Source organism: Bacillus sp. ChL18 (assembly GCF_026241425.1).
GTDB lineage: Bacteria > Bacillota > Bacilli > Bacillales > Bacillaceae > Bacillus > Bacillus velezensis.
In genome coordinates this window covers 73,080-85,628 of the sequence record NZ_JAPHWE010000002.1, presented here as the reverse complement: position 1 = coordinate 85,628, position 12,549 = coordinate 73,080, and the positions used below count along the sequence as shown (strand labels likewise).

General features: G+C 45.3%; 13 protein-coding genes. 6 read left to right on the top strand and 7 right to left on the bottom strand.

The genetic code is table 11. The annotated features are described in order from the left end of the window. Nucleotides 1-51: 51 nt before the first annotated feature. The 5 genes from OQ477_RS11425 to OQ477_RS11405 form a co-directional block, all read right to left on the bottom strand. Nucleotides 52-717, bottom strand: coding sequence for a kinase (locus OQ477_RS11425; protein ID WP_323054510.1), 666 nt, complete (start codon nucleotides 715-717; stop codon nucleotides 52-54). Between the two features lie 40 nt (nucleotides 718-757). Further along, a complete protein-coding gene (gene rplI / locus OQ477_RS11420) occupies nucleotides 758-1,207 on the bottom strand; it encodes a 50S ribosomal protein L9 (protein WP_004393063.1) in 450 nt (149 codons plus the stop codon). Continuing rightward, the gene (locus tag OQ477_RS11415; RefSeq protein WP_007407911.1) at nucleotides 1,204-3,183 is read right to left on the bottom strand and encodes a DHH family phosphoesterase; all 1,980 of its coding nucleotides are present in this window, start codon (nucleotides 3,181-3,183) and stop codon (nucleotides 1,204-1,206) included. The genes rplI and OQ477_RS11415 overlap by 4 nt, the downstream gene beginning before the upstream one ends. A 30-nt stretch (nucleotides 3,184-3,213) precedes the next feature. Then, a complete protein-coding gene (locus tag OQ477_RS11410) occupies nucleotides 3,214-4,149 on the bottom strand; it encodes a YybS family protein (protein WP_265972523.1) in 936 nt (311 codons plus the stop codon). 243 nt (nucleotides 4,150-4,392) lie between these two features. Then, nucleotides 4,393-4,545: a hypothetical protein gene (locus OQ477_RS11405; protein WP_004393059.1), complete on the bottom strand. Its 153-nt coding sequence runs from the start codon at nucleotides 4,543-4,545 to the stop codon at nucleotides 4,393-4,395. A 133-nt stretch (nucleotides 4,546-4,678) separates the two neighbouring features. Between OQ477_RS11405 and OQ477_RS11400 the strand changes: the two genes are divergently transcribed. Next, nucleotides 4,679-5,164: a spore coat protein gene (locus OQ477_RS11400; RefSeq protein ID WP_007407913.1), complete on the top strand. Its 486-nt coding sequence runs from the start codon at nucleotides 4,679-4,681 to the stop codon at nucleotides 5,162-5,164. A 36-nt stretch (nucleotides 5,165-5,200) separates the two neighbouring features. Here OQ477_RS11400 and OQ477_RS11395 read toward each other — a convergent pair whose 3' ends face one another. Beyond that, nucleotides 5,201-5,572 carry a winged helix-turn-helix transcriptional regulator gene (locus OQ477_RS11395; RefSeq protein WP_007615010.1) on the bottom strand — a complete coding sequence of 124 codons (372 nt, stop codon included), beginning with the start codon at nucleotides 5,570-5,572 and terminating at the stop codon, nucleotides 5,201-5,203. Between the two features lie 206 nt (nucleotides 5,573-5,778). Here OQ477_RS11395 and OQ477_RS11390 point away from each other — a divergent pair, with 206 nt between their 5' ends. The 5 genes from OQ477_RS11390 (at nucleotide 5,779) to OQ477_RS11370 (ending at nucleotide 11,937) form a co-directional block, all read left to right on the top strand. Then, nucleotides 5,779-6,708, top strand: a complete 930-nt coding sequence (locus OQ477_RS11390) for a manganese-dependent inorganic pyrophosphatase (RefSeq protein ID WP_004393053.1) — start codon at nucleotides 5,779-5,781, stop codon at nucleotides 6,706-6,708. A 182-nt stretch (nucleotides 6,709-6,890) separates the two neighbouring features. Next, on the top strand, nucleotides 6,891-7,808 hold the full coding sequence (locus OQ477_RS11385) for an EamA family transporter (protein ID WP_323054509.1): 918 nt from the start codon (nucleotides 6,891-6,893) through the stop codon (nucleotides 7,806-7,808). Between the two features lie 347 nt (nucleotides 7,809-8,155). Further along, on the top strand, nucleotides 8,156-9,577 hold the full coding sequence (locus tag OQ477_RS11380) for a glycoside hydrolase family 68 protein (RefSeq protein ID WP_032875393.1): 1,422 nt from the start codon (nucleotides 8,156-8,158) through the stop codon (nucleotides 9,575-9,577). Nucleotides 9,578-9,650: 73 nt separating this feature from the next. Next, nucleotides 9,651-11,195: a glycoside hydrolase family 32 protein gene (locus OQ477_RS11375; protein WP_323054508.1), complete on the top strand. Its 1,545-nt coding sequence runs from the start codon at nucleotides 9,651-9,653 to the stop codon at nucleotides 11,193-11,195. Between the two features lie 79 nt (nucleotides 11,196-11,274). Further along, complete coding sequence (locus OQ477_RS11370) at nucleotides 11,275-11,937, top strand: GntR family transcriptional regulator (RefSeq protein ID WP_265972521.1); 663 nt, start codon at nucleotides 11,275-11,277, stop codon at nucleotides 11,935-11,937. A gap of 77 nt (nucleotides 11,938-12,014) precedes the next feature. On the opposite strand, the gene OQ477_RS11365 is transcribed toward OQ477_RS11370, so the two are convergent. Continuing rightward, a complete protein-coding gene (locus OQ477_RS11365) occupies nucleotides 12,015-12,524 on the bottom strand; it encodes a DinB family protein (protein ID WP_265972520.1) in 510 nt (169 codons plus the stop codon). Between the last annotated feature and the right edge of the window lie 25 nt (nucleotides 12,525-12,549).

Here is a 12,549-nt window from a genome sequence, read left to right as displayed (position 1 = left end):
CATATGACGACCCTAAAAAAAGGAAACTTACATGTGCGGATTTTCAGAAACTTACATGTGCGGCTGCCATTCCAGGTAACGTGACGGATTTAATTTTTTTATAGTGTTCAAAAACTCATCCGCCAAGCCGTATTTGTCCAGTCCTTTTAATAGTTTTACGGGAAACCGGGTAATGGCGGAAAAAGCTCTTTTATGGTCGATAACTTTAAGATTGCCGTATTCATTGATCAGAATGTGCCTGATTTCGGCATCCCATCTGGTAAAACCGATTTTCTTTAATTCATCCAGCATATTTAAAATATCAGCAGTCAGTTTGACGGACAGGGATTTTTCTTGTTTGATATGGCGGGCAAGAGAGGTGCCTTGGACATATTCCATCACAATATAACGATCTCCGTATTCATACAGTCTTGGAATCACTGGGGAACCTTGTCCGGTCTTTAAAGCTGCCAATTCCTTCTTGCATGTCCCTTTTTCAAAGAAGTACTTTACGCATTTGTTGTGTGTTAAGCGATAGACTTCCCCGTCTTTTCCGTCACCGATCAGCGGATAGTGCTCCAGCGCCTTTTTATTCTCCGGATTATTAAAATATGTTTCAGAAAAAAATCGTTTCATACCGACACATCCTTCGTTATGATGTAATATAATATGCACTCTGGTGATGATCGGAAATGAAACAATCTCATCATTTTCTTGCGCTGCACCGTCTGCTGACATGAAAAAAACCCGCCGGATCGGCGGGTTTTTTCATTGTGTATTACGCTTCTTCTTTTACGTGAACCTTCAGCACAGCCTGAACTTCAGGGTGCAGCTTTACAGGGACGTTTGTATATCCCAGTGTGCGGATACCGTCTTGGAGCTCCAGTTTCCGTTTATCCACTTTAATCTTATGCGTTTTTTGCAGCGCTTCTGCAATCTGTTTGCTTGTGACAGATCCGAATAGACGGCCGCCTTCACCGGATTTGGCACTCAGCTCAACAGTCAGCTGTTCAAGCGTTTCTTTCAAATCTTTCGCTCTTTCAAGCTCGGCAATCGCTTCTTTTTTCTCTTTTTCTTTCTGTCCTTTCAATGCGCTGATGTTTGTCGCATTTGCTTCGACAGCGAGGCCTTTTTTAATGAGAAAGTTATGTGCATAACCGTCTGCTACGTTTTTCATTTCGCCTTTTTTTCCTTTACCTTTTACATCTTGTAAGAAAATAACCTTCATCTCTGAACGCCTCCCTCAAAATATTCATCAATGGCTTCCTTCAGCCGGACGAGCGCTTCTGAGACAGAAATGCCCGATAACTGGGTTGCCGCATTGGTTAAATGCCCTCCGCCATCCAGCGCCTCCATAATAATCTGCACATTGACCTCGCCCAGCGATCTCGCACTGATGCACACCGTATGCTCATCCCGTCTGGCTACCGCAAATGAAGCTTCCACTTCACTCATCGATAAGAGGGAATCAGCCGCCTGCGCAATCAGCACCTGGTCAAAGTACTCCTCTTCGTTCTCAGGAAGAGAAGCAATCGCGATATGTTCTTTATAAAGAGACGTATGCTGGATCAGCTTCGCCCGTTTGATATAAGAACCGACGGATTCTTTGAGAACTTTCTGCACCAGAACCGTATCGGCGCCTTTCGCTCTCAAATAAGAAGCGGCGTCGAACGTCCGCGAGCCCGTGCGAAGGGAAAAGCTCTTCGTATCCACTATTATACCAGCTAACAGGGCGGTCGCTTCAATCATATTGATTTTGAGCCGCTTCGGCTGGTATTCAAGCAGCTCCGTCACGAGTTCTGCGGTGGATGAAGCGTATGGCTCCATATAAACGAGCAGCGGGTCTTTAATAAATTCCTCGCCTCTGCGGTGGTGGTCAATCACAACGATGTGCTCGATTTTGTTCACGAGACGCTCTTCCATCACAAGGGATGGTTTATGTGTATCAACGACGACAAGCAGCGTGTCATCATTTGAAATTTCCATCGCCTCTTCCGGCGTGATGAACCGCGACCACAGCTCTTCATATTTTTTAATTTCTTCAATCAGGCGCTGAACGCTTGATCCGATCTGGTTCGGATCAATGACGATGTAGCCTTCTTTGCCGTTGGCCTGCGCCACCTTCAATATTCCGATTGCGGCTCCGACCGCGTCCATATCAGGAAATTTGTGCCCCATAATAATGACATTGCTGCTTTCTGAGACAATTTCCTTGAGCGCGTGAGAAATCACCCGGGCGCGCACCCTTGTGCGCTTCTCCATCGGATTCGTTTTGCCGCCGTAAAATTTCACCTTGCCGTTCGGCATTTTGATCGCCACTTGGTCGCCTCCGCGGCCGAGAGCCAAATCGAGGCTGGACTGCGCCAGATCTCCAAGCTCCTTCAAGGAAGAAACCGATGCGCCGATCCCGATGCTGAGGGTCAAAGATACAGTGTGAACGGATGTTTTTTCTCGGATTTCATCCAAAATCGAAAATTTCGCGTTTTCAAGCTCCGTTAAAATGTGTTCATTTAACACCGCGATAAACCGCTCCGAGGACGTCCGTTTCAGAAAAATGCCGTACTCCTGCGCCCACGCATTTAATAATGAGGTGACCTGGCTGTTCATCGTGCTTCTCGTTTGGTCGTCCAGCCCCTGTGTGACGTCATCATAGTTATCTAAGAAGATATATGCCAGCACGGTTCTCTCATTTTCGTACTGCTTTTCAATCTGAATCTGTTCTGTCACATCAAAGAAATAAAGCAGGCGCTCATCTCTTTTAATCACTACTTTAAACTTCCGCTCATTCAAGGTGATCGTTTCCGAATCGACCTCCTGCTTGATCAGCGGCACGACGGCCTCGCATGTGTCATACAGCGAGCGTCCGACGAGCGTGCTTTCATTAAAACAGGAAGACAAAAACGGATTCGCCCACTCAATGTAATATTGATCATTAAACAGCATAATCCCGATAGGCATTTCCATTAATGCCTCTTCGCCTACTTTTTTCAATCTATACGATAACGTGGAGATATAATCGTCAATTTCTTTTCTGATCAGAGAATCCGCACGCTTAATGAAAAACAAGATCACGGCGAGCAGCACAACGCCGATGGCTCCTATCAGCCAGTTAAAGTAAATGCTGATGAGGATTATGATGATTGACAATGCAATCAATGCATAGATGGGATACCGAAACAACGGTTTTTCATAAAAACTAGGCATTTCTATCAACTCCCCACCTGTAAGTCACACTCAATTTCGCGTCACCTTATTTCTTATGTTAAAGCCTATGTCAATGATGCCTAAGAGGAGATACACGGACAAGATAAGCGGAAAAAGCACCCCCAGCACAATTGCTAATACAGGAACGGCTTTCGGCATCTCCATTTCGCGGCAATAGAAAAAAATAAACGCTAATCCTTGAATACAAATCAGCAAGCTGAGAATAAATCCCCCATTCAATGAAACCGAATACAGCATATGCCCTTTTTCTAAAGGCAGAAACCCTAATATCGTCACAATAAAATACAGAATGACAACGCTTTGCGGGAGTTTGAGCTCTCTAAAAGGCTTCATCTTCGGAAGATCAGGGGAAAATCGCCGTAAAAGCGGCCTTGCCATAGCATAACTGAGGAAAGAAAAAACGATGCCGGTCAATACGAGCACTGTCGGAAAAAGATATTGAACCGTGCTCAGCTGACTTTCCATCAGCTTGATCTGCTTCCCGAACTGGTCTCCATAACCCAGCTGCTTTGACATGGTTTCTGCTAAAGACAGCGACTCCCGAAGCTGGGACATGGCGGTATCAACCACATTCATATTAAGAAACACGATGCTGACCACAAAAAAAACGACGCCGCACAGCACATACGCCATAGCGCCGGCAGCAACCGCATAGCCGGGCTGTTTCTTTTTAAAATAATATCCCATGGCGATTCCCGTACAGGCTGCCGTAAAAGCGCCTGTAAGCCCGGTAAACGAACCTACAATAAAGCTGACAGGAAGGCTGGCAAGCCCCATCCATACCCCGGGCTTCAGACCGTGCCGAATGGTGTAAAGAATGATCGGCAGCGGCAAAGCAAAGAAAAGAATTGCCCCCAGTAAAGGGAGGTACACGACCAAAAGGGAAATGATTGCAAAAATACTGATCAAAATGGCGCCTTCTATTAGAGCCCTTGTATTTTTCACTTACTCACCTCAAACCTTGTATCATTCGAACATACGAATAGAAAAGAGCAGCTTAGACGACTGCTCTTTTGACGCCGCAATGTCTCTTTCAAGACCTGAATTTTCCATAAACTCTCCAAAATACACGTATATATTTTAACATAAGTCGAAATCGCAAGTAAAATGAGCGCGGACAGCCGCAATGTTCCATGTGAAACATGAAAACAGACAAACGGACATCCCAGTGAAAGAATGCCCGTTGTATCAGTGATCCTGATCATCCATGAAACCAGAAGTATCTCTGTTTTTCTTTTTGGTTTTTCGTACATATAACAAGACGATAACGATAAGTAAGAGAGTGGTCGCCTGCAAAACCCCGCTGCTGAAAAGGAAGAAGTTCTTTATCATGTCCCACATATAGTTTCACCTCTATTTCGTATTTCCTTTACATTGAGTTTCCCTTTCTGGAAACTTCAAAACATCAGGAACAACATTGGGACCGGGGCATATGCTGAAAGTGAAAATGAAGGATAAAGGAGATTCTTACACCATGACTGAGCGGAGAACATTAGCATGGCATGAAACGTTAGAACTGCATGAGTTAGTCGCTTTCCAGGCAAACGGACTTGTGAAATTAAAAAGAACAGAGCGGGACGTAAGCGATGCCAGATTAAAACAGCTTTACAGATTTTCCATCCATTCGCTGGAACAAAATCTGCGTGAACTGCTTCCTTTCTTCCCTGAAGCTCCCGCTTTTCGTGAGGATGAAACAGAAGAGCGCGCTGATTCCTCCTTTTACAGCGGCGGCCTGCTCATCCTGGCCAAAACATCTGTCCGCAATTACGCCGGAGCCATTACAGAGACGGCCACACCTCAATTAAGACACGTTTTCGTCAAGCACTTAAACGCGGCCATCAAGTGGCATCAAATGGTCTTTGAGTATATGGAAGAACGCGGTCAATATCCGGCTTACAACCTGAGCGAATTGCTGAAGAATGACGTGCGCAACGCCAGAAAGGCCATCGCGATGAAATAAAAAAAAGCAGCAAGGAATTTAATCCTTTGCTGCTTCTTATTTTTGAGCGGACTGATCTTGAGGAGACGTTTTTTCCCGGTATGCCTCGAGAAACTCCCGGTTGGCATCTCCCCATTTCTTCATTTGCAAAACGATCGGTTCCAGCGACCTGCCGAATTCGGTAAGAGAATACTCCACCTTTGGAGGCACCTGCTGATATACCTCGCGATGCACGATGCCGTCCGCCTCAAGCTCGCGAAGCTGAAGCGTCAGCATACGCTGCGTAATGCTGGGGCAAATGCGCCGAAACTCATTAAACCGCTTTTTTCCGCCGATCATATGATAAAACAAAATACCCTTCCACTTTCCGCCGATAACGGAAAGCGTCAGTTCAACCGGACAACCTTCTTTATTCGGATAAATGTTCATTTTTCATCCTCCATAGTACCTTTTTTGATACTATATGCTGATTAGCATCTGACTTACCCAGTATTTTACTCGCAACCCTCCCCACCTCTCAACAAAAATGCTTCTTTTTCACATCAATTTTTAAGGTTTTGAAGATTACACCCTCCTCAAGACGTGTTAAACTATAAAAAGATTGTTTACACTACAAAAAAGGACAAGGAGTTATTATGGAAAAAATTCTTATTTTCGGACATCAAAACCCAGACACAGATACCATTTGCTCTGCCATTGCCTACGCTGATCTAAAAAATAAACTCGGCTTCAATGCTGAGCCCGTCCGCCTTGGACAAGTCAACGGCGAAACACAATACGCGCTTGATTATTTCAAGCAGGAAAGCCCGCGTTTGGTGGAAACAGCCGCAAACGAAGTAAACGGCGTCATCCTTGTTGACCACAATGAACGCCAGCAAAGCATCAAGGATATCGAAGACGTTCAGGTTCTTGAAGTTATCGACCACCACCGTATCGCCAACTTCGAAACAGCGGAACCTCTTTACTACCGTGCTGAGCCGGTCGGCTGTACGGCTACGATCTTAAACAAAATGTACAAAGAAAATAACGTGAAAATCGAGAAAGAAATTGCGGGCCTCATGCTGTCAGCAATCATTTCTGACTCTCTGTTATTTAAATCTCCGACTTGCACGGAGCAAGATATCGCAGCGGCAAAAGAGCTTGCTGAAATTGCCGGCGTAGATGCGGAAGAGTACGGCTTAAACATGCTGAAAGCGGGCGCCGACTTAAGCAAAAAAACTGTGGAAGAACTGATTTCTCTTGATGCGAAAGAGTTCACGCTCGGCAGCAAAAAAGTCGAAATCGCCCAAGTCAACACAGTTGATATTGAAGATGTTAAAAAGCGGCAGCCGGAATTAGAAGCGGCTCTTTCAAAAGTAATTGCTGAGAAGAACCTTGACCTGTTCCTTCTCGTGATTACGGATATTCTGGAAAACGATTCCCTTGCGCTTGCCATCGGTGATCAAGCGTCAAAAGTGGAAAAAGCATTCAACGTGACTTTAGAAAACAACACGGCTCTTTTAAAAGGCGTCGTATCCAGAAAGAAACAAGTCGTTCCTGTTTTAACAGACGCGATTGCAGAATAACCAACACACCCCGGAAACCCGCCGGGGTGTTTTTTTATTGCTCATTCATCAGACGGCCGTTTCGTAAGCGCTTTCTACGAAAATCATTTTGACGAAAACTAATATGTAATATATAATATATCACATGGAAGACGTTCATTTTCTAATTATTGTAAGTTAATGTCGCAACATCAGAATCGGGGGTGTCTATCCTGGAAAAACACGCTGCTCTTTCTTATTCACGAACAACAGGCATTTGGCTTGTGCTGACAGGAGCTATCTTATGGGGGGTCGCGGGAACGGTTGCCCAGTATCTGTTTCAGCACCGCCATTTTAATACAGAATGGCTGACTTCGGTGCGCCTTCTGGTGTCAGGGGCGCTTCTGCTCAGCATCGCGTACCGTAAAGAAAAAGGACGGATATGGGCTGTTTGGAAAGACAGACAGGACAGAATTCCCCTTCTTTTATTCGGGATTTTCGGAATGTTAGGCGTTCAATACACCTACTTCGCGGCAATTGAGTACGGCAACGCGGCCGCTGCTACCGTTCTTCAGTATTTAGGGCCAGCGATCATTACATGCTTTTTAGCGATTCGCGCAAAGAGAATTCCTTCAGCAAAAGAGCTTCTGGCCGTCTTATTGGCGGTTGCCGGCACATTCATTTTGGTCACGCACGGGAATGTCGGAAGCCTGTCCATATCCGGTCTGGCCGTCTTTTGGGGCATCAGTTCGGCGTTTGCACTGGCGTTTTACACCCTTCAGCCGCATCGTCTGCTGAAGAAATGGGGATCGGCCATTATTGTCGGATGGGGCATGCTGATCGGCGGGGCCGCCCTCAGCTTGATCCGCCCGCCCTGGACATTTGAAGGCGAGTGGTCCTTGCCGGCATACGCCGCGATTGTGTTTATCATCATTTTCGGAACGCTCATCGCTTTTTATTGCTACTTGGAAAGCCTGAAATATCTGAGTGCCTCTGAAACCAGCCTGCTCGCCTGTGCAGAGCCGCTGTCGGCAGCTTTTTTAGCTGTTATCTGGCTGCATGTTCCCTTCGGAATATCAGAATGGCTGGGTACTTTGCTGATTTTAGCCACCATCGCTTTATTATCTATCAAGAAAAAATAACCTCTCTTTTTTAGAGAGGTTTTTTCCTAGGCCCAGAGCACCCCTTAGTCTCAATTACCCATATATTAAAAGGTCTTTTTTCATTTTACTATCATCCAAAAGAGGAAAATAGACCAGTTGTCAATAGAATCAGAGTCTAATAGAATGATGTCGACAAGTAAATCATGCAGGATTGTTACTGATAAAGCAGGCAAGACCTAAAATGTGTTAAGGGCAAAGTGTATTCTTTGGCGTCACCCCTTACATATTTTAGGTCTTTTTTTCTGTAACAAACCTGCCATCCATGAATGCAGGAGGATCGAATCGGCAGATCGCAAAAAAAGGTACATACAAAAGGAGAAATGAACATGAACATCAAAAAATTTGCAAAACGAGCCACAGTTCTAACTTTTACGACTGCACTTCTGGCAGGAGGAGCGACTCAAGCCTTCGCGAAAGAAAATACCCAAAAACCTTACAAAGAAACGTACGGCGTCTCTCACATCACACGCCATGATATGCTGCAGATCCCTAAACAGCAGCAAAGTGAAAAATACCAAGTGCCTCAATTCGACCAATCAACAATTAAAAATATCGAGTCCGCAAAAGGACTGGATGTGTGGGACAGCTGGCCGCTCCAAAACGCTGACGGAACAGTAGCTGAATACAACGGCTATCACGTCGTGTTTGCTCTTGCCGGAAGCCCGAAAGACGCTGATGACACATCCATCTACATGTTTTATCAAAAAGTCGGCGACAACTCGATCGACAGCTGGAAAAACGCGGGCCGTGTCTTTAAAGACAGCGATAAGTTCGACGCCAACGATGAAATCCTGAAAGAACAGACACAAGAATGGTCCGGTTCTGCAACCTTTACATCTGACGGAAAAATCCGTTTATTCTACACTGACTTTTCCGGTACACATTACGGCAAACAAAGCCTGACAACGGCGCAGGTAAATGTGTCAAAATCTGATGACACGCTCAAGATCAACGGAGTGGAAGATCATAAAACGATTTTTGACGGTGACGGAAAAACATACCAAAACGTTCAGCAGTTTATCGATGAAGGGAACTATACATCCGGCGACAACCATACGCTGAGAGACCCTCACTACGTTGAAGACAAAGGCCATAAATACCTTGTATTCGAAGCCAACACGGGAACAGATAACGGATACCAAGGCGAAGAATCTTTATTTAACAAAGCATACTACGGCGGCAGCACAAACTTCTTCCGTAAAGAAAGTCAGAAGCTTCAGCAAAGTGCTAAAAAACGCGATGCTGAATTAGCGAACGGCGCCCTCGGTATCGTAGAATTAAACAATGACTACACATTGAAAAAAGTCATGAAGCCGCTGATCACTTCAAACACGGTAACTGATGAAATCGAGCGCGCGAATGTTTTCAAAATGAACGGCAAATGGTACCTGTTCACTGATTCACGCGGTTCAAAAATGACGATCGACGGTATTAACTCAAACGATATTTACATGCTTGGTTATGTATCAAACTCTTTAACAGGTCCTTACAAGCCGCTGAACAAAACTGGTCTTGTACTGCAAATGGGTCTTGATCCTAACGATGTGACGTTCACTTACTCTCACTTCGCAGTGCCGCAAGCCAAAGGCAACAATGTCGTGATCACAAGCTACATGACAAACAGAGGCTTCTTTGAGGATAAAAAGGCAACATTTGCGCCAAGCTTCTTATTGAACATCAAAAACAAGAAAACATCCGTTGTTAAAAACAGCATCCTTGAACAAGGACAGCTTACGGTTAACAACTAATAACAACAAAAAGAAAATGCCGATACTTCATTGGCATTTTCTTTTATTTCTAAACAAGATGGTGAATTCAATCATGGCACGAAAATGGCCCATTGTAATATTGATCTTTTTGGGTGCGTTCCTGTTTGTCGGCTTACTGCCGCACAAAAGCCACAATTCCTCTGACACATACACGGAGCATAAGAAAGATTACCGGGCGGCGTATCATTTTACGACCCCGGACAAATGGAAAAACGACCCTCAAAAGCCCATTTTTTTCGAGGGGAAATATCATTACTACTATCTTTATAATCGGGATTACCCAAACGGCAACGGCACAGAATGGCGGCACGCCGTATCAGAGGACTTGGTGCACTGGACGGACGAAAGCACGGCTATTCCGAAATACACCAACGAAAACGGCGATATATGGTCCGGTTCTGTCGTCATTGATAAACACAACACCGCGGGCTTCGGCAAAAACGCGCTGGTCGCCGTCACAACGCAGCCGACAGCCAAAACAAAAGCCCAGGAACAATATTTATGGTACAGCACGGATAAAGGAAAAACGTTTACTTCCTATAGTGATCAGCCCGTGATGAAAAACCCGGGAACTAAGGATTTCCGGGACCCGAAAGTGATCTGGGATGAACAGGATGACAAATGGGTGATGGCCATGGCCGAAGGCGAAAAAATCGGTTTTTATGAATCACCCGATTTAAAAAATTGGACATACACGGGCGGTTTTATCACTCAGCAGATCGGCCTCGTCGAATGCCCCGACCTTTATATGATGCGTGCAGATGACGGAACAGCCAAGTGGGTTCTAGGCGCAAGCGCAAACGGCAAACCCGCAGGCAAACCGAATACGTACGCGTATTGGACCGGAAACTTTGACGGGAAGGAATTTACCGCCGATCAAGAAGAACCGCAATGGCTCGATTACGGCTTTGACTGGTACGGCGGCGTCACATTTGAAGACGGTAATAGCGAAGATCCGCTGACAAAACGCTATGCGCTGGCATGGATGAACAATTGGGATTATCCGAATGAAACACCGACACTAAAAAACGGCTTTAACGGTACGGATTCTATCGTCCGTGAAATCCGCCTTCAGAAGCAGGACGGCGGCACATACAGCCTTGTGTCAGAGCCGGTTGTAGCATTGAACCAATTAACATCTTCAACTGACAGCATAGAACACAAACAGGTGAACGGTTCAGAGACACTGCCGATCAAAGGTGATATATATCAGCTTGATATGGACATCGCTTGGTCAGATATCAAAAATGCAGGCGTCAGACTCAGAGAATCAGCAGACCAAAGCCGGCATATTGATGTCGGTATTTCAGCAGAAGACGGCTATGCCTATGTGAACAGATCGTTTACAGACCAGCCTGATAAAACCGGCGCATACGCCGAAAGCAAAGCCCCATTTGACGGAGACAAAGGGCGCGTCCACCTGAAAATTCTCGTGGACAAAACAAGTATTGAAGTATTTGCAGACGACGGAAAAACCGTTCTGACAAATGAAGTGTTCCCAAAACACGAAGATCAGGGAATCACGCTCTTTTCTGAAGGCGGCTCCGCTGACTTTCAGCATATTGAGATGAAGCATCTCGGTTCGATTCATTCTTAGACGTCCCTCTTCATTTCTAACCGGCGCCCGGACTGTGGTAAAATGCAAATATGTATACTACGATTCATGAGGTGTTCCATTGGATAATCAAAACAAAGAACCTGTGCTGAAAAGAACCATCATGCGGGACGAAGTGTATCGCACACTCAGAAATTGGATCATAACGGGCAAGCTCAAACCGGAAACAAAGTTAAAGGACAAGGATTTGTCGGAAACATTGGGAATCAGCCGCACCCCGATACGGGAAGCCTTATTGCGGCTGGAAGATGACGGCTTGGTGATAACAAAAGCGAACAGATGGACGCTTGTCGCTCCGATTGAGTTAAAAGAAGCGGAAAACTTGTATTCCATCGTCTGGACGCTTGAAAAACTCGCATTGCAGCAAGCTCTCCCGCATGTGGACGATGCCGTGATTCAGGAATTGAAACAACTGAATGAAAATCTTCTTCAAACAATGAAAGACGGCGATAAACCGGCCATCCTGGAAGCGGACAATGCATTTCACCATCGCATCATTCTGCTTGCGGACAACGCCGAACTTCACAAATTGCTTGTAAGCCTGAAAGTCAAAATTCAGAGAATGGAAATCCGCTATTTCAGTGAAAACGGCGCTTTAAACAGATCATATAATGAACACTCTGATATCATTCACGCATTAGAACAGCAAGATGCCGCCGCTGCTTTTACAGCGCTTGAAGCGAATTGGAAAAACAGTTTAGAACGGCTGCAGAACATGGCATAGCAAACGAAAAAGCCAAATCACTCATATGATTTGGCTTTTTTACTGATATCACAAGACAGCCGCGTTGGCTGTCTTGTTTACTTTTTGTTTATATATAAATAAATACCGTAATCCGTCGGCACAGAAGCATACCCCATCTGTCTGAGCATGGCTGTTATATTCCCGCGATGATACGTTCCGTGGTTCACAACATGGAGGATCATATCGGCCGCTGCGGTTTTCATGATGTCACCTGACGGATGCTCTATTTCAAGGGGGAGACTGATATTTTCTTCCTTTTGCAAAAATAATTGATACCGGTCTGATAATTCCGAGAACATTTCTTCCAGCTCTTCTATCTCTTTAGACAAGATGTCCTCTTTTTGCTGTTCAGCTGATTTCAGCGTATCCTTCAGACGCTCTCCGGAGAACACATCAAACCACCCCTTATCCGACAGATACACATGAGTTAATACACCGGCTATCGACGGAAAGACACTTTGAATCTCCTTACGGTACACATCCTCCGGAAGCTCTTTAAGCCGGGTGAATATTTGCTGATTTGCCCAAAGATGATAATCATACAATTGCAGTGCCAGATGTCCCACATTACCCTCTCCTCTCTCGATATAG